This is a genomic window from Gammaproteobacteria bacterium, assembly GCA_028819075.1.
In the GTDB taxonomy this organism is placed as follows: Bacteria; Gemmatimonadota; Gemmatimonadetes; order Longimicrobiales; family Gaopeijiaceae; genus BD2-11.
In genome coordinates this window covers 159,148-178,111 of record JAPPMM010000028.1, presented here as the reverse complement: position 1 = coordinate 178,111, position 18,964 = coordinate 159,148, and the positions used below count along the sequence as shown (strand labels likewise).

Here is an 18,964-nt window from a genome sequence, read left to right as displayed (position 1 = left end):
GGTTGGACAGAGGTGGTCCGGCCGGTCGCGGCGAGCGCCCGGGGGGCGACGGCCGCCCGGCCCACGATCACGACTCTCAGCTGGACATGGATTGGACCGGCACAGGAAACTGCCAGGCTTGATATCGGTTTCTCGGAACCCGTGAACGGCTTCACGATCGAGGACATCCAAATCACATGCCCGCACTCGACTACGACGTGCGTCACGGTGGCTACCCTGGTCGACGTGGGCACGAATTCCCGGTCCTTTTCCGCCAGACTGGAGATGCCGGAAGACTATGACGGCCTTGTGACCGTCCACATCCCTGCCGACAGGGTACACAACAACTCGAACCCGCCGGAGGGGAATCTCCCGTCGACTACGATCGTCGAGCCCGTGGACACGAAGGCCCCTGGTAGGGTCCCCACTGCTACGAGGATCAACGGCGACCGAGTCTTCATCGTCTTCGACGAAGACCTTGACAGGCGCTTCGTTCCGGCAGTCAAGGACTTCGCGGTTGGCTTCACCAGGAGAGGTGCGTTCGACCGCAAAACCGTAGTCGAGGTCGAGATGTCCACGCGCGAAGTGGTCCTGTACCTGGACAGCCCGGTCGAGGCGGGCGACGTGGTTGAGGTGATCTATTTCGACACCGGCCCGAACGCGATCCGGGACCTGGTCGGCAATCGAGCATCGGGCTTCCAATTGCCGGGGTGTCCTCCATCGAGATTCGATGAATGCGTGAGAAACGTCACCGGAAGCACGCCCACCGGGCTTCCCGGCGCGCCCCGCAACCTCACGGCGGTGGCCGACGGCGCCGACGCGATCGACCTGGACTGGGATCCGCCGAGCTCGGAGGGCGGCGCCAGGATCACGGGGTACCTCATCGAGTGGTCGGAGGACGGCCGCGACCCCTGGTCGACTCTGGTGCGCAGTCGGGACACGGCAACCGTCTACCGCGATGAAGACGTCTCGGCGGGCGAGACGCGCCACTACAGGGTGTCGGCGGTCAACTTCAACGGGGAGGGATCCCCCTCCAACGTCGCCAGCGCCACCACGGAGCATGTCCTGCCGGACGCTCCCGGGCGATTGACGGCGCGGGCCCGCGGGACGTCCGAAATCGTGCTGAACTGGAGCGTCCCCACCTCCAGTGGCTCGTCCCGGATCACCGGCTACTGGATCCAGGTGTGCTCGAGCACCAGCGCGACAGGTTGCCTACCGGCGTCTCCCTCGGGCACCGGCGGGTGGATCACACTCGTGGCCGACACCGAATCACGGGCCACCTCATACACCCACCGCGACCTCAGGCCCGGCATAACCCGTCACTACCGCGTCGCGGCCAGAAATCGGGCGGGTTGGAGCGAGTGGTCGAACATCGCTCAGGCGACCATCGAACCGGTCGTTCCGGGCGCACCCACGGAGCTCACGGTGACCCCTTCGCCCCTGGCAGGAAGCACCCAGCTCGACCTCACCTGGTTGGCTCCGTTCGACGACGGCGGAAGCGCGATCACCGGCTATCTGATCGAGTGGTCCGCCACCCGCGTCGGCCCGTGGCTCCCGCTCGTAACCGACACCGAATCACTGGTCAGGTCATACACCGACAGAGGTCTTGGCCCAAACATCACCCGGTTCTATCGCGTATCCGCGATCAACAGCAAGGGGCCGGGCCGTCCCTCCAACGTGGCCCAGGGCACCACCAATGCAGGGCCGCCCGGTCCCCCGCAGAACGTGCGCGCGCGCAGCACCGGGCCGCACAGCATTCTCCTCGCCTGGGACCGGCCCGAAAGCGACCGGGGAGCGCGCGTCACCGGCTATGCCATCCAGAGGATCGGACCCGACGACAACGACTGGATCACCCACCGTGCCAACACGGGGACGACGGCGACCACATTCACGGACAAGGGACTGGAGCCGGTGACCCGGTACCAGTACCGGGTGGCGGCCATCAACCGCGTGGGCCCGGGGGAGTTCGCGCCGCTGCCCTCGGAGCTTCCGGCATCGGCCATTACGCACGCCGACCTTGCCGGGGCCCCGACCGGGCTGACGGCACGGGCGGTGGGCACGGCCCGCATCGACCTGTCGTGGAACGCGCCCCGCTACACCGGCGGTGTGTCGATCATCGGCTACCGCATCGAGACCTCCGACGACGGGGGCGCGACCTGGAATCTCCTCCGCCGCAACACCAACTCGACGGCGACGACGTTCTCCGACGTGAATCTCCGGCCCGCCACCACGCGGCACTACCGGGTGGCGGCGGTCAACCTCGCGGGGCCGGGGTCGTGGTCGAACACGGCGCGGGCGACCACTGACGCGACCCTGCCGTCGGTGCCGCGACGTCTCAGCGCCGAGGCGGTCGGCACCTCGCAGATCACCCTCTCCTGGCAGGCGCCCTCGGACGACGGGGGCGCGCGCATCACCGGCTACCGCATCGAGGTGTCGGCCGACGGAGGCAGGAGCTGGGAGGACCTGGTGGGCAACACGCGCACCACGGCCACCGTCTACACACACAGCGGGCTGGAGCCGGCCTCGACACGCCACTACCGCGTCTCGGCGGTCAACCGGATCGGTGTGGGCGATGCGTCGCGGGTCGCGGGCTCCACCACCGACGCCACCGTGCCCGACGCGCCCACCGGGCTGGCTGCCAATGACGTCACGCCCACGCAGATCGACCTGTTCTGGATCGCGCCCGCCTACAACGGCGGCGCGCGCATCACCGGCTACCGCATCGAGGTGTCGGAGGACGCCGCCGTGTGGGCGGACCTGGTGACCAACACGGAGTCAACGGTCACCGCCTTCTCCCATACCGGCCTGCTGCCAGGGAGCACGCGCCACTACCGCGTCTCGGCGATCAACCGGGCAGGTACCGGCGCGGCGTCGGCGAACGCCTCGGCGGCCACGGACGACCCCGTGCAGCGCGCGGGACGACTCAACACGCGCGTCCTGCCGCACGTGGCGGCCGCGATGACGTCGAGCACCGTCTCGGCGATCGCAGGCCGCGTCGACGCCGTGGCCAGGGGGATGGGCATGGAGCGGCGCGTCGAGACGAACGGGCTGTCGTCCATGGCCGCGAGCCTGTCCGCGCCGGGTGGCGGCGGGATCGGGCTCGCACAGGGCGACCAGGCCGGCTTGGCCGCCCTCTTCGGCGGCACCTCCTTTACGATGCCCTTCCGCGCCTCCGACGCGCAGCCGCAGTCCGCCACGGGTACGCAGCTGGCAAGCTGGGGCGCGGGCGAGTACCACTACCTCGGCGAGCCCGGCGCGAGCGGCGTCGACTGGAAGGGCAACATGGTGAGCGCCCACGTCGGCGTGGACCTGCGCGTGGGGCCGGACATCCTGGCGGGTGTCGCGGGCTCGTATTCCTCGGGCTCCTTCGACTTTACCGACAGGACGGGCGCGCGCCCGGTGACCGGCACCTACGGCACCACGATGGCCAGCGTGCATCCCTACGTGGCGTGGTTCTCCGACGCGCCCGGCACCTCGGTGTGGGGCTCGGCCGGGTTCGGCCGGGGCGACGTGGAGGTCGATGACGTGCGTGAAGGACTCCGCACCAGTCCGGCCAGCATGTTGACCGGGGCGGGAGGCACCAGCTACCAACTGCTCACGAGGGGCTCGGGCGGCGTCCGCCTCAAGGCCGAGGGCTGGGCCGGCCAGGTCATGGTCGACGGCACCGAGCAGATCGAAGAAGTCACGCTGAGCATGCAGCGCGGCAAGCTCGCCCTGGAGCTGACGCAGGCCTTCCGCGCCAGTGAGGGCCAGGAGATGGCGTTCGTGCTCGAGGGCGGGATGCGCTACGACAACGGCGACGGCGTGAACGGTGCCAGCGCGGAAGTCGGCGGCGGTCTGCGCTACACCAACTCAGGTTTCGGGCTGACCGCGGAGGGCCGCGGCCGGTTCGTGATCTCGGCGCGCGACGGCTACGAGGAATGGGGCCTGGGTGGCACGCTGATGTTCGATCCGGCGGCCCGGGGCGAGGGGCTCTCGATCCGGGTGGCGCCGTCGTACGGCGACCAGACGAGCGGGGTGAACCAGCTCTGGGAGCGCGGGGTGTACGACGCGGTGGGCGGCCACGATCTGGGCATGAGTCCCAACGTGGACGGTGAGGTGGCCTACGGCCTCGCCGACTTCCACGGCACGCCCTACGGCGGCTTCCACCTGGCCGAGAGCGGCATGCGCGCCTTCTCGAGCGGCGTGCGCTACGACCTGGGCGCGGATGTCGGGCTGCGGCTCGAAGGCACGCGGCGCGAGAGCGGGCTCGGCGGAGCGCAGCACACGGTGGGCGTCCGGGGGAGGATCCGGTTCCGGTAGGGGGGAGGATGCGCGCTGACCCCCACCTCATCGGCCGCCGCTCCCCGGCTCGGGCATGCGGTAGCCGACGCGGCGCTCGGTGAGGATGTAGGCGGGGCTGGCCGCGTTGTCGCAGAGCTTGTCGCGGAGCTTCTTGACGTACGTGCGCACCGGTCCCGGGTTGCTCGCGCCACGCTTGCCCCACACCGTGCGAAGCAGCCGCTCATAGGTCAACACGCGTCCGGCGTTCTGCGAGAGCACGCGCAGCAGGTCGTACTCGGTGGCGGTCAGTTCGACCTTGCGGCCCGCCAAGGTCACCCGGCGCTGGTCGTAGCGTATACGGAGTTCGCCGAGTGCGAACGCCTCGGGCCGGGCTCGCCGCCTGAGCGCCGCGCGAATTCGCGCCACGAGCTCGGTCGGCGAGAACGGCTTGACGATGTAGTCGGCCGCCCCGATTTCGAGCGCCCTCGCGACGGTCTCGTCGTTGCCGTAGCCCGAGATGAAGATCACCGGCAGTTCGACGAGTTCGGGGATCCGCCTCATGAGCTCGATGCCGTCCGTGCCCGGAAGGACCAGGTCGAGGAGGACGAGGTCGGGCCGTTCGGCCTCGATCAGGCGCTCCAGCTCCTGCGGATCGCCTGTCGCCAGCGCGGTCCAGCCCGCCGAGGCGAGCGCGTCGCGAACGAAGCGCAGCATCAGCGGATCATCGTCGAGCACGAGCACGCGCGTGCGTTCGCGGCCGCCGACGGACGGCCGGTCCAAACCGCCCGCGTCGGTCGCCGCGGCCTCGGCCGCGGCGGCCGGGAGCGTGAACGTGAAGCGCGCGCCGAGGCCCGGCCCCTCGCTCTCGGCGCGGATGCGGCCGCCGTGCGCCTCGACGAGCCCCTTCGCGATCGCGAGCCCGAGCCCCGTGTGGCCTCCGGGGCCGGGACGCGCCTTGCGGAACAGGCGCGGAAGCTGTTCGGGCGGGATGCCGCCGCCCTGGTCGGAGACCGAAATGGCCACGTGGGCACCGTCGCGTACTGCCTCGACCCGGATCGGCGACGAGGAGGGCGCGTGCCGCGCGGCGTTGGCGAACAGGTTGTTCAGCACCTGTGCAATGCGCTCCCGATCGGCCATCGCGAGCGGCAGGCCCGGCGGGAGCTCGACGAGCACGGGGTGCCGGATCCCGCCGCTCAGGAACGTGGTCCGCGCCCGATCCACGAGCGCAGCCACGCTCGTGGGCTCGGGCGCCACGGTGAGCGTACCCGCCTCGATGCTGCCCGCGTCCAGCAGGTTTGCGACCAGGCCCCGCATGTGGCTGGCCTGCGCGTCGATGAGCCGGAAGAACTCAATCATCTCCGCCCGGGACGCGCGGCCGGTGGCCTCGAGCACCGTTCCGGCCGAGCCCTTGATCGACGCGAGCGGAGCACGAAGCTCGTGGCTCACCAGCCTCAGGAAACCTGCCCGTTGCCGCTCGAGCTCCTCGAACGGCGCCAGGTCCTGCATCGTCACGACGACCGAGACGAGCTGTCCCTCGTCCCCGGAACGGATCGGCGTCACGTTGATCAGCGTCCGCACGCTCCGCCCGTCCGGCACCGACAGCTCGACCTCCTCGGCCCGCAGCGGGGCGGCGCCCTCGAGCAGGCCGACCAACGGAAGATCCGCGAGCGCAAACTCACGCCCGTCGGACAGGCGGCACGTCATCACTTCCAGGAGCTGCTCGGTCACCGAGCCCGCCGTGCGGATCCCTTCGACGATGCGCAACGCCTCCCGGTTCACCGACGCCACCCGCGCGCTGCCGGCCTCCAGCACCACCACGCCCACCGGCGACGTCTCGACCAGCGCCTCGAGATCGGCCCGCGCCCGCGCAACCTCACGGTGCGTCCGCGCGTTCACGATCGCGGCGGCCGCCTGCGAGGCGAACAGCATCAGGATCTCCTCGTCCTCCGGCGTGAACGCCTCGCCGTTCGCCTTGTCGCCGACGAAAAAGGTGCCGACATGCTCGTCCCGGTGGCGCATCGGAGCGCCCTGCATCGTGCGCGCGGACCACGGGCCCGGAGGAAAGCCGAGCGACTCGAAGTAGCCCGTGAGGTCCGCCAGCCGGAACGGGTGCCCGATGTCGCGCAGCCGCTCGAAGAGCCGCGGCCCGTCGGGCCACGCCATCAGCGCCCCTACCTCCTCCTCGGACATGCCCGACGTCACGAAATCCACGAGCCGCCCGTCCGCGTCCACCGTCGTCATAATGCCCTGGGTGGCGCCCGTCAGCGCACGGGCACTGTCGACCACCTCCCGGAGCACCGTGTCCAGATCCAGGCTCGAGTTGACGCGCAGCACCGTGCCGCTCAGCCGCGCGAAGCGGTCCCTGAGCGACCGGATTTCCCGCCTCAGTTCGCGCACGTCGTTCAATGGTCCTCTATCCGTTTTCGTGGCTGGATCCGCGAATACATCGTATCGACATGAGAATAGCGATGGTTTATACGTCTTGTCCATGAAAAACGCGTTAGATTTAACACCGTGCGGGGGGTTGACAATCGATGCAGAGCTGGGGGAGACCCCAGACGGGGAAGATCGTCGAGCGAAGGCGCGTTCAGGTGACGCGCGTTTGGGGCGAATGCCATGAACCCACAGGATCTATTCGAGCGCGGCGTGGTGTCGCTACAAGAGGCCGCGCTCGGCAAAGGGCGCTGGCTGGAGGCGGCGTTGCTGATCAACGAGATCAGCGGCACGAGGGGCAACGCCCTGGCGTTCGCCGACGGCCGCGCCCAGGCTGACGCGCACTTCTACTTCATGCGGCTGTGCCACGATGGCGAGCGCCGCGAGGACCTCGAGAGGGAATACTTCAGCGAATACTGGGAACGGGATGAGAGCGTTCCCCGCGTCGGCCATCTGACCAATGGGGCGTTGGTGCCCACCGCCGAGTTGTACACCGACCGGGAGAAGACGACATCGCCGGCGTACACCGAGGCTCGGCGCAAGACGGGGATGCAGAACGGCCTCAACGTGCGGCTGGATGGGCCGGGGGGATCGAACATCGTGCTGTGTCTCGCGGACTCCCTGGAACCGGGAGGCTGGAGTTCGACTCAGGTCGCTGCGGTCGGGCGCCTGCTACCGCACGTGCGCCAGTTCGTGCGAGTGCGCCAGACGCTGACCGATGCGGGGGCGGTGGGACTCTCGCTCTTCGGGTTACTCGACAAGAGCCGCTGCGGCGTCATCCAACTCGACCGGAACGCACGGATCGTTGCGGCGAACGACCGGGCCTGCAGTCTGCTGCGACAGGCCGAAGGGCTGTCGGACCGGGACGGGTTCCTGAGTGCCACGACGCCTCGAGACAACGGCGAGTTGCAGCAATTGCTGGCTCAGGCGCTGCCGCGGCTCGGCGGACCCGGATCGTCCGGCTCCATGATGATCGAGCGCTCGTCATCCCGCACAAACCTGGTGGTGCACGTCACCCCCGTGTCCGTCCACCGGCGGGACTTGCGCGCGAGACAGGTCGCCACACTCGTCCTGGTTGCCGACCCGGAGAGCCGGCCCAGGATCGATGCCCGCCTCGTGCAGGCGGCGCTCGACCTGACCCCGGCCGAGAGCAAGCTGGCGGTCATGGTGGCCGCCGGGCAACACGCGCGTGACATCGCCGCGCGCACGGGACGCACCGAACGCACGGTGCGCTGGCACATAGAGAACATCTTCCGCAAACAGGGCATCTCGGTTCAGGCGGACCTTGTACGGCGCGTATTGTCACTGGAAGGCTTTCCCGACTTCCGCCCCTGACGCTCCTTCGCATCCCCTGATTCGTTCCGGCCTTCGCAGACGGCTACAGGGCTTTCGGCCTTCGCGTCCGCGATTCGCGTTTCAGCGACCGGCTCCCCGGTCTCGGCGCGCGTCGGGGCTTGCCAGTCCCCGGTTTCGGCGGGCCTCGCCGTACCTTCAGTTGGCGGCCGTGCCACTCCGCCTTGTATTCGAGCTGGCGCAGCAGTTCGCTGCTCGCGCCCTCTACTTCGATCTCGCGGGCGTCGTGCACGACGCCGGTCGTGGTCTTGTGCTGCAGGTCCTCCTGGTGGTTCCTGACCTTCCGCGCCTGGTTGCGCATGCGGGCCAGGGCGCGCTTGCGGCCTTCGGACCCGAACGCGCATCGCTCCAGCCGCCGCTCGAGCCTCGCCAGGCGGCGTCTCGCCTTCCTGAGCACCCTGCTCTCGCGAATCACCTGGACGGCCTCCCCGTCGACCGTCACCCTGATCTCTTTGCCGTTCTGACGGACCGCTGCCTTCTCCGTGCTCGGTTCGACGGGGGTAAGCGGCGCGCACTCGAACAGGCACGAGAGCATCCACCGGTTGCCCGCATCCAGCCAGGCCCGCCCGGAGAGCAGGCCAAGGGTCTTGCGTCCGGGAGGCCCCGCGAGCCTGCCCCGCGGGAGGCTCCCGCCCTTCCAGCGCACCGAGCCGAATTTCGGCAGCCACACGCGGTTGCCCTCGAAACAGATGCCCTGGTTGCTGAAGTAGATGCCGGGCTCTCGTCCGATGCCCTTGATCTGGGGAAACCCCCTGCGCCTGCGCCTTCCCGGCTTGCTGAACCAGGTGCGGAAGGCGCGGTCGAGATCGCTGGCGACGCGGTAGGTCGCGCTGGCGGGGAATGCCCGGTGCTCCGGCTCCCGCTTCCACTCGCGCGCAAAGGCGCGCAGCTCGGCCAGCGACAGGCGGCGTCCGGTCTCCCCGTACCTGAGCTGGGAGTTGGCGAGCAGGGCGTTCGCGAGTTCGCGCAGGCCGTTCCTGCACCGGAGCAGCGCCGCATCCTGTGCTGGGCTCGGGTAGAGCCTGCAGCGCCAGCCCACGTAACGCCGGGTGGGTGATGCGCCCGCGGTCATCCGGCCTGCTCGAAGGACGCCCGCGCCGGAACCGGATCGTTCCTCTTCGACCCGTGGGCGGCTCGGGGCTCCCAGACGGAATCGACCCACTGATTGAATCGCCCGACGACCCGTTCCGGGTCCTCAGCCGCCGCCGCGAGCGTGCATCCGGCCAGCCGCATGAAGTTGATTTCCAGCGTGCGGCGCCGCAGCCCCACGTGGTCGGCGATCACGTCCCAGTCAGCTCCGGCGCGAGCGCGAACGGTCCAGAGGAGGACGGCCCAGTTCATGAACTCCTTAAGACGGCACTGGAGCGGAGCGTCCTCTTTCCAGTACTTCGATAGCGTGGCCCCGGCCAGGTGGACCTCGCCCGCCAGCCGACCAACTGAGTTCGCAGGGACGAACCGGGTGGCGGCAGCGTCGTCGTGCAGGCCGCAAACCCGGCTGATCGTCTCCCTGACCGACGGTCTGAGGGACGGGTCGGAAAGCAGCCTCAGGCCGAGGCGGCGCATCGGATCCCAGCTCGGCTTCCCGAACTCCTCCAGAACTTCCACAAGTCGGCTCTCCGCCTCGTCCGCCCATAGGACCCGCAACCCTGGGGAGCGCAACGGATCCAATCGTCGCAGGCACTCGACCGAGATCCGCGCCACGACGACGCAGGGCGGATTGAGAGGCCTGGAAGCCGACCGCAGCCACTCGATGTCGGCATCGGAGCAGGTGGCGAGTCCGTATACGACCGGACAGGCGCTGATGGACGGGGCCAGGAGTTCTCTTCTCGAACTCACCCGCTGGATCAATGCACTGGCGAGCGCGCGCTGCAGCAGGAGTCCAAGCTCGTTGTCCTTGCAATACAGCGCGTAGATGGGGCGTTCCGATCTGATCCGTGCCTCCCGGTGCAGGGCGGGCGACCGTGATTTTGTCAGCCCTTGCCCGTATGCGCTCGACTATCGCAATATGGGAGGAACACCGTTTCGTCGCGCCGGTCAGGATACCGGGTTTCATCCTGTATTTGTTTCCGGGTATTATACCGGACTTTTTACCGGGTGATCGCTTCCTGAAGTCGAAGAGCTATGCAGAACATGGTTGCCGGGATAATCGACTTTTTTTCGTATATAGCATCGACTTTTTTTCGTATCAGAAAACAGTGGTCGGTTTCGATAATCCGAGGATTTTCGTGGATGTCGAATGCCGTGGAGTAGGGCGTACAGTCCGTAACTGATTGAAAAACAAGCAGATCTCAAAGTTGGCACCACTTTTGCGAGTCCCGGGGGACGCGACTCTTTCCAGCCACTTCAGGCCGGTTTTCATTCCCAACCCCAGGAGGTTCCATGAACCGACTCAAAATCCTTGCCACGGCAACGCTGGTGGCGCTGGCCTTCACTGCCTGCGACGAGGGCACTCCACCGCCGGTGGAGCCCCCGCCGCCGCCGACTCCCGTGGGAACCATCTCCGGGTCGGTGACGATTGAAGGCACGGCCGCCGCCGGCATCACCGCCACCCTTTCCTCCGGTGCCACCCAGACGACCGGGGCGGGAGGCAACTTCGCCTTCGCGGGTGTCGAAGCCGGGACCTACACGGTCACCATCAGCGGCTTCCCCGAGGACGCGACGTTCGCCCAGGTGACGCAGTCCGCGACCATCGCGAGCGATGGTCAGAACGTGCAACTCAACTTCGCCGGTGAGTATATCCGCTCCTCGGCGGTGGTCGGCAGCGTGGTCGCGGCCGACGCCATGATGAGCGGCGGCGACGGCCAGCCCGAAACGCTGGCCGGCGTGACGGTCACGCTCGGCGGCGAGCACGCCATGGGCGAGATCATGGAGACCGGCATGGACGGCGGCTTCGCCTTCACCGGGCTCCGGGCCGGCACCTACACGGTGACGATCAGCGACTTCCCGGAGGACGTCTCCTTCGAGACGGTGAGCGTCGAGGTCGAGGTCGACGTGGGCGAGGTCGGCCAGGCCGACTTCACGGGCCACTACATCCGCACCTCCGCGGTCGAGGGCCAGGTGGTCATCGAGGGCGAAGGCCTCCAGGGCGTTTTGGTGACGCTGGCCGGCGGTCCCGCCGACGAGAACTTCACCATGATGACCGACGTCGACGGCATGTACAGGTTCGAGGACCTGCGCCCCGGCGACTACACGGTCAGCATCTCCGACTTCGATACCCGCGACTACGAGTTCGCGGCTACGTCGCAGGACGTGAGCGTGGACCTGGACGAGACGGGAACGGTGTCGTTCACGGGCGTCCTGCTCCGCACCTCCGGCATCAGCGGCCGGGTGAGCGTCGAGGGCATGGGCCTCGGCGACATCGCGGTCACGCTGTCGGGCGCGGCCGACGCGAGCACGACCACCGACGCGGGCGGCCAGTACGCCTTCGCGGGTCTGGCGGCGGGCGACTACACGGTCTCGATCGCGGTCGACGACCCCGCCTACGTGTTCGACTCGATGAGCATGGACCGGACGGTCGGCGACGACGAGTCGGCGATCGTGAACTTCGAGGGCGCGCACGCGCGCACCGCGAGCGTTTCCGGTCACCTGTTCCTGGACGAGCTCGACAAGAACGACATGATGGACGCGGGCGAGCATCCGCTGGCTCACGCCGGTATTCCGGTGGCGCTGGTGGGCCCGGGGGTCAATGACCAGCGGCTGAGCGCGACCGGGGCTGACGGCTCGTTCATGTTCTCGGGTCTGCGCGCCGGCTCCTACCAGCTGGTCGTGCCGATCGACGCCACGGTTGCGGCCACGCTCGCGGCCAACGACGTCGCGTACGGCGGACCGGGGACGGGCTACGCCTTCGCCCTCGGAGTCGGCGAGGCCATGTCCCAGGCCATTCCCTTCGACATCACCCACACGACGGTCAACTTCTCGGTCTCGCTGAGGAGCGGCGACGACATGGGTGACGCGCTTCCCGGCGCCTCCGTCACACTTTACGGGGCGAGCGACGCCAACGTCGGCAGCGGCATGACCGGTGACGACGGCTCGGTGGCGATCAAGGTCGCGCGCGCCATGACCAGCGGGAACATGGTGATGGCCGGCGTCTCTGCCGAAGGCTACGACGTGGCCGACGGCATGACGGAAGTCACGTGGGATCCGCAGATGTTTGCGACTTCGGGCGCGAACGACAACGACATCGTCAACCTGAACGTCGACGTGAGCGTCAGCGGCGCGACAGTCATGACCGACTTCGGCGGCGGCGAAGCGCTCGCCGGCTGGGCGATCAGCGTCATGATGGGCGATGCCGCGGTCGAGGGCGCGCCGACGATGCTGGGCGCTGACGGCAGCGCGGCTTTCGCGACAACGGTTGCGTCGGTCCCGGCAAGCTTCACGTTCTCGGTTGCCGAGGACCAGGACGACGATCTGGACGGCGGCGAGATGTACGAGGGGGTCGACGGCGCGTACATGCACACCGGCCTCAAGGTGGCTGGCGCCACCGCGGAAGCCGACCCGATCGTGGTGAGCTACACGACGCAGACGCTGAAGGTCTACGTGCACCACGAGCGCGACCAGGTGATGGGCTACACTGGCAACGTCCTGGGCGGCGACCAGAGGGTTTCGGAAGAACTGGTCGATCTCGAGATCCGCCAGGTGAGCGGCAACGACGGCAGGCTCACCCGTCCGATCTCGCGCGACGACTGGGACGCCAGGGAGAACACAAGCCACGCCACGGGCGAATACACCTTCGCCCACCTGCCGGCGGACATGGACATCGTCGTTCGGGCGAACGCCAGGGACGGCTACAAGCTGCTGGATCTCGACCGGCTCGATACCTATCGCAACATGGAAGAGAACGGCGTGATGGGCGGTGCGTTCGGCGACATGGGCGGCTGGGGGCACACGGTGACGCTCTGTCCGCTGACGGAGGTCGAGCCCACGGGCCAGGACTTCGGCAAGTGCAGTTCGTTCGCCGTCGTCACCACGCACAATGTGACCGCGAACGTGTCGAAGAGAGGCGTCGCGAAGTCGGGCACCGGGTTCAATACGACTGCTGCCAGTCTCAAGCGGGCGTCGGGGATCACGGTCAGCCTGACGCCGATCGAAGGCAAGAATCTCGCGGGTGACGGACGGTCCTTCACCACCGCGAGGAGCAACGACCCGACGACGGCGATCGACGAGCGCACGGACCACGACTTCGGCACCATGGCGGCCGGCTCCTACGAGCTCGGTCTTCCCGACGGATGGATGGGGATGGCGGCCGACATGAGGGCAGCGGTCGCGCTCAACCCGCTTGCAAGCGACCTCGACATCAAGGTCACGCCGTCGACCGCTACCGTCTACGGCTTCGTTCGGAGCACGGATGGCTTCGGCCTCGAGAACGTGACCGTGACCGTGAACGGTGAGTCGGCCACGACCGACGACCTGGGCCGCTACATCGTGCCCGGCATCACCGCCATGAGGGGCCAGCTCTTCGTGAATACCGCGAGGGCGGGATTCCCGGCGACCTGGGCCGATTCCACCAACAACCCGCGCTACCACGACGCCGCCAACCCGCACGACAACCCCGTGCCCGGGTTCACCGCGAACACGGTGACGCGATACGACTTCACCCTCCATGGCGCGAACAACACCGTCACGATCAGCGGCGTGGTCACGGAAAGCGGCACCGGCGCAGGGATCAAGGGCGTGCAGATCCGGGTGGACGGTGCGGCCCCGCTCAACGCGTCGGGGTCCCCGAGGAGGCTCCTGACGGGGGACGACGGTTCCTACATGGCGGTTGTCGAAGCCCAGCCATTTGACGACCCACTCGTCAACGTGAGCGCGAGCAGGTCCGGCTGGCACTTCCTGCCCACGAGCTTCCCCGTTCCCGCCATCGCCGGCTCGAGCGGCACAGCCAACTTCGAAGGCCGCAGGGCCGCCGAGATTACCGGCATGGTGACTGCGCCGGGTGGCGGACCCATGCGCGACGTTACGGTCACGGCTTGGGCAGACGCGGCCATGACGGATTCCGTGTATGCCTTCACAACCTCGGAGACCGGGACCTTCAGCGTCTTCGTGCCCACCCTTAGCGGCACCGTCTACCTCGACGCCAAGCCTCGCAGCAACTATGGGCCCTCCAGCCCGAGCTTCCTGAGGTTGAGGGACGCCGAGAGGTATGTCTGGTTCGATGCCCCCGATACCAGACCCGGTGGTGCGATCGCGGTGATCCCCGGCCAGCCCTTGAGTTTCGGCACCTTCACGGGGAATAGCGTCCAGCCTCGAATCACGAGGGTCCAGCGGGTGGCGATAGCGGACTACTATGAAGGCGAGGTCACGGCCAGCGCCATTGTGCCGAACGCCGCCACCCGTGGCTTCACTCTCCTCGGCGGGGAGCCTACGGATACGGTCAGGGTGACGTGGCAGTACGAGACCAGAAACGCTACCGGCGCGTACTCCGCCGCAGTTGGTGCTACCGTCGAGTTGACGACCGGGACCGGCACCAGCCTTGCTGCGCCCACCGGCACGCCTAACACCCCGGACGCCGACGCCCGGCCGGCGACCGCGACCGACGGCACCTCCGTAACGCACACGCGGACGACCACCTACATCCTTTCCGACGCCGGTGACGCCCCGGACTACGGTGACATCAACGTCAGGATCGGAAACACCGTGGTTGGTGCGGACGGAACAGCAGCCGCAGCCATCGCCAACAGTGCCCCCAGGGCGCTTGCCGGTGTGAATGTGGATGTCAGGAGCCTCGCGGTGACACGCAGCGGCACCTCGATCACAGCTACCTGGCGTGGAGAGGGCAGCCCGCGGTTGGAGCAGCGAATCGCGCTGCGTGTCAGCGTCAACGGCGCCCCGAGATGGGTCATCTTTGAGGGCACCAGCCCGGCGGTCGCGGAACCTGCCGAAGCGAGGGCCACCAACACAGCCACCGACACGGGCGCCAACTGGGGCAGGTGGAGTTGGACGTTTGACCTCAGCACTGGCGCTGCCGATTGGCCTGACGCCGGCGGAGGCGCCACCTACACCCTAACCGCGACCGACCTGCAGGGAGCGGACATGCTTCGCGTCGATACCAGGACGGATCCGGCGGGCACGTGGAAGACGGATCACGGCTCGGCAACGATTCCATAACCAAACCCTCCAACCCCATCAGCCTGACTGATGGCAGCAGCAACCCCCCGTCCGGTTCGCCGGGCGGGGGGTCGCTCCGTATTCAGCAATGGCAACAACAACCGGCTCCGGGCGGCCCGCCGAACGATACCCGAGCTCGTCGTGGACCCGGGGCCGAGTCATCCCGCGGATATGGAACGACGGAGCGACGGTGTCCCGAACGACCGCACACGGATTCGCGTCCCGTTGTTGGCCATCTGCGCGATCGCGGTGTGGGGGTCGTCGGGGTGCGGCGACGATGCCACGCGCCCTCCGCCCGACACGCTTCGCGTGGCCAGCGTGACGGTCACGCCCGCGGCCGCGTCGCTCACGACGCCGGACCAGACCGTGCAACTGAACGCGCTCGTGCGCGACGGCAACGGGCGGGCGATGTCCGGGGTGGCGGTGATCTGGACGAGCGTGCGCCCCGAGGTCGCCAGGGTCGGCGCGTCGGGGCTGGTCGCGGCGGCCGGCAACGGGACGACCACGATCGCGGCGACGGTCGGCGCGGTCGCGGGCACGGCGACGGTGACGGTGGCGGTGGAGCATGGGGACCGGGCGGCGCTGGCCGCGCTCCACGCGGCGACGGACGGGCCGAACTGGGCCGACGACGAGAACTGGCTGGGCGACGGACCGCTGGGCGAGTGGCGCGGGGTGGAGACGGACGCCTTCGGCCGGATCGTGCGCCTGGATCTCGGCGGCCGCCAGGACGGGGAGACCGGCGAGTGGGTGTCGCACGGCCTGCGGGGCCCGCTCCCGCCGGAACTCGGGAGTCTCACGGGCCTGACGTCACTGAACCTGCGGGCCAACGCGCTGGCGGGTCCGATTCCGCCGCAACTGGGGAATCTCGCCCGTCTGGAGGAGCTGTGGCTCGACGGCAACCAGCTCGAGGGTCCGATCCCACCGGAACTGGGGCGTCTCGCGGGCCTGATGTCGCTGAGCCTGAGCGGGAACGCGCTCGACGGCCCGGTCCCTCCGGAGTTGGGCGCCCTCGCCGATCTCGAGGGGCTGTGGCTCGACGCCAACCGGCTCGAGGGTCCGATCCCACCGGAGCTGGGGCGTCTCGCGCATCTGAGGGGGCTGTCGCTGAGCGGCAACGCGCTCGACGGTCCGGTCCCCGTGGAGCTGGGCGGTCTCAGGCGCCTGGAGTTCCTGCACCTCGATGGCAACGCACTGACGGGCGCGCTCCCGCGGAGCCTCGTGCGGATCGACGGGCTCGTGCGGTTCCGTTTCGAGCGGAACGACGGTCTCTGCGCGCCGGGCACCGCCGAGTTCATGGCCTGGCTGGACGGGATCGGGGAGCTTGGGAGAGGCCCGTTCTGCAACGAGACGGACCGGGCGGCGCTGGCCGCGCTGCACGCGGCGGCGGGCGGCGAGAACTGGACCGACTCGGAGGGCTGGCTGGGCGGTGTGGCGCTCGCGGGGTGGCACGGAGTCGAGACCGACTCGCTGGGCCGCGTCGCGACCCTCGACCTGGCCGGCAACGGACTCGCGGGGCGGCTCCCGGCGGGTCTGGGCGACCTGGCGGCGATGACGGCGCTGCGCGTCGGCGACAACGCGCTGTCCGGACGGCTGCCGCGCACCTTGCTAGATCTGCCGCTGGGCGAGCTGGACTACTCCGGCACGGAGTTGTGCGCGCCGGCGGACGAGACGTTCCGGACGTGGCTGGGCGCCATCGCCCTGCTGTGGGGCACCGGAACCGAGTGCGCGTCCGCCACGGACCGGGAAATCCTCGAGATGCTCCACGACGCGACGGGCGGGCGCGACTGGATCGACGCGAGGAACTGGCTCACCGACGCGCCGCTTGGCGAGTGGCGCGGGGTCGAGGTGGACGACCAGGGCAGCGTTATCGAACTGCGGCTTTGGGACAACGGGCTGGTGGGTCGGCTGCCGCCCGAGCTCGGCGCTCTGGTCCACTTGGAGTACCTGCGCTTGAGCGACAACGGTCTCACGGGCGCGATTCCGCCGGAGCTCGGCGGCCTGTCCGGCCTCACGCACCTGGTGCTCGACGGCAACGCGCTCTCCGGCCCAATTCCGCCGGAGCTCGGCGGCCTCCCGGCGCTGGAGGAGCTGCGGGTCGAGAACAACGACCTGTCGGGCCCGCTGTCGCCGGAACTCGGCGGCCTCGCGAGCCTGCGCGGGCTGGGCCTCACGGGCAACCCCCGGCTGTCGGGCCCCCTCCCCGTCGAACTGACGTCGCTCGGTCGGCTCGAGCGGCTCCTGACCGGTGGCACAGGGCTGTGCGCGCCCGCGGACCCCGCCTTTGCGGCCTGGCTCGACCGGGTCCACACGCGCCGCGTCGTCCCCTGCGCCGAGCGGGAGGCGCCGGCGGCGTACCTGGTGCAGGCGGTGCAGTCGCGCGCCTTCCCGGTCCCGCTGGTCGCAGGCGCGCGGGCGCTGCTGCGCGTGTTCCCGACGGCGGCGCGGGCCGCGGGCGCCGGCGTTCCGGCGGTCCGGGCCCGGTTCTTCGTCGATGGACGGGAGACGCACGTGGAGGACGTTCCGGGCAAGTCCGGAGCGATCCCGGCCAGAGTCGACGAGGGCTCCCTCGCCACGTCGGTCGGGGCCGAGATTCCGGGGAGCGTGGTGCAACCCGGTCTCGAGATGGTCGTCGAGGTCGACCCGGACGGGACGCTGGACCCGGCGCTGGGCGTCGCCCGGCGGATCCCTGCGACCGGGCGGCTTGCGGTCGACGTGCGGGCTCTGCCGCCGCTCGAGTTGACGGTCGTTCCGTTCCTGTGGGCGCAGGCGCCGGACTCCTCGATCCTGGACGCGGTCCGGGGGATGGCGGCGGACCCGGAGGGCCACGCGCTGCTCGCCGACGCGCGTGCGCTGCTCCCGCTGCGCGCGCTCGATGTGACGGCGCACGAGCCCGTGCTGAGTTCAAGCAACGACGCCCGCCGCCTGCTGGAGGAGACGGAGGCGATCCGCGCGCTGGAGGGCGGGGGCGGCCACTACCTGGGCACGATGGCGGGCCCGGTGACGGGGCCATCCGGGACGGCGTTCCTCCCCGGCCGGGCGGGCTTCTCGATCCCGCGCCCGGGCACCGTCGCGCACGAGCTCGGCCACAATCTGGGTCTCCGCCACGCCCCGTGCGGCGGCGCGGGCGATCCGGACCCGTCGTTTCCCCACCCGGACGGATCGGCGGGGGCCTGGGGCTACGACTTCGCGCGCGGCGCACTGGTGCGTCCCACGACGCCGGACCTGATGTCGTACTGCGGCCCTCCCGACGGGATCAGCGACTACCACTTCGCCAACGCGCTCCGCTACCGGCTGTTCGAGGCGCGCGAATCCGCGGCTCCGGCTGCCGTTTCCGCAACGTCGCTCCTGATGTGGGGCGGCGCGGACCCCGACGGCGCGCCGTTCCTCAACCCGGCCTTCATCGTGGAAGCGCCGCCGGCGCTCCCGGACTCGGCGGGCGCGTACACGTTGACGGGCCGGACTGCTGGCGGGACGGAGCTCTTCTCGATCCGCTTCGCGATGCCCCGCGCGGCCGACGGCGACGGCGGCTCGGGCTTCGCGTTCGTCCTGCCGGCGGAGCCTGGCTGGGCGGGCGAACTCGCCGGCATCACGCTCGCCGGCCCCGGCGGAACGTTCGCTCTGAACGACGACAGCGACCTCCCGACGGCCATCCTGCGCGACCCGCGCACCGGCCGGGTGCGGGGCATTCTGCGCCAGGTGCCGCCCTCGGGCCGGGTCGCCATGGACGCGGCGGAGCGGTCCGCGGCGGAACCGGAGTTCGAGGTCCTTTTCAGCCGCGGGATGCCCGACGCGGCGGCGTGGTGGCGATGACGGCGCCACGGGGGGCCGGGGC

General features: G+C 69.4%; 7 protein-coding genes. 4 read left to right on the top strand and 3 right to left on the bottom strand.

Annotated elements, in window-relative coordinates:
• Positions 1 to 141 precede the first annotated feature (141 nt).
• Positions 142 to 4,281 (top strand): fibronectin type III domain-containing protein, encoded by a 4,140-nt coding sequence (locus tag OXU32_06930; protein MDE0073700.1) that lies wholly within the window; start codon positions 142 to 144, stop codon positions 4,279 to 4,281.
• Between the two features lie 27 nt (positions 4,282 to 4,308).
• Here OXU32_06930 and OXU32_06925 read toward each other — a convergent pair whose 3' ends face one another.
• Positions 4,309 to 6,639, bottom strand: coding sequence for a response regulator (locus OXU32_06925; GenBank protein MDE0073699.1), 2,331 nt, complete (start codon positions 6,637 to 6,639; stop codon positions 4,309 to 4,311).
• 219 nt (positions 6,640 to 6,858) lie between these two features.
• Here OXU32_06925 and OXU32_06920 point away from each other — a divergent pair, with 219 nt between their 5' ends.
• The gene (locus OXU32_06920) at positions 6,859 to 8,010 is read left to right on the top strand and encodes a helix-turn-helix transcriptional regulator (protein ID MDE0073698.1); all 1,152 of its coding nucleotides are present in this window, start codon (positions 6,859 to 6,861) and stop codon (positions 8,008 to 8,010) included.
• Between the two features lie 43 nt (positions 8,011 to 8,053).
• Here the strand turns inward: OXU32_06920 and OXU32_06915 are convergent, their stop codons facing one another.
• Both OXU32_06915 and OXU32_06910 read right to left on the bottom strand, forming a co-directional pair.
• Positions 8,054 to 9,100 (bottom strand): transposase, encoded by a 1,047-nt coding sequence (locus OXU32_06915; protein ID MDE0073697.1) that lies wholly within the window; start codon positions 9,098 to 9,100, stop codon positions 8,054 to 8,056.
• Positions 9,097 to 9,864 carry a hypothetical protein gene (locus tag OXU32_06910; protein MDE0073696.1) on the bottom strand — a complete coding sequence of 256 codons (768 nt, stop codon included), beginning with the start codon at positions 9,862 to 9,864 and terminating at the stop codon, positions 9,097 to 9,099. The genes OXU32_06915 and OXU32_06910 overlap by 4 nt, the downstream gene beginning before the upstream one ends.
• A 543-nt stretch (positions 9,865 to 10,407) precedes the next feature.
• Between OXU32_06910 and OXU32_06905 the strand changes: the two genes are divergently transcribed.
• Both OXU32_06905 and OXU32_06900 read left to right on the top strand, forming a co-directional pair.
• Positions 10,408 to 15,132, top strand: a complete 4,725-nt coding sequence (locus OXU32_06905) for a hypothetical protein (protein MDE0073695.1) — start codon at positions 10,408 to 10,410, stop codon at positions 15,130 to 15,132.
• 225 nt (positions 15,133 to 15,357) lie between these two features.
• On the top strand, positions 15,358 to 18,942 hold the full coding sequence (locus OXU32_06900) for an Ig-like domain-containing protein (protein ID MDE0073694.1): 3,585 nt from the start codon (positions 15,358 to 15,360) through the stop codon (positions 18,940 to 18,942).
• Positions 18,943 to 18,964 lie beyond the last annotated feature (22 nt).

Excerpts from the sequence above, each read along its gene's own strand:
- OXU32_06915 (MDE0073697.1), bottom strand. The coding sequence starts at position 9,100 with ATGACCGCGGGCGCATCACCCACCCGGCGTTACGTGGGCTGGCGCTGC.
- OXU32_06920 (MDE0073698.1), top strand. The coding sequence starts at position 6,859 with ATGAACCCACAGGATCTATTCGAGCGCGGCGTGGTGTCGCTACAAGAG.
- OXU32_06905 (MDE0073695.1), top strand. The coding sequence starts at position 10,408 with ATGAACCGACTCAAAATCCTTGCCACGGCAACGCTGGTGGCGCTGGCC.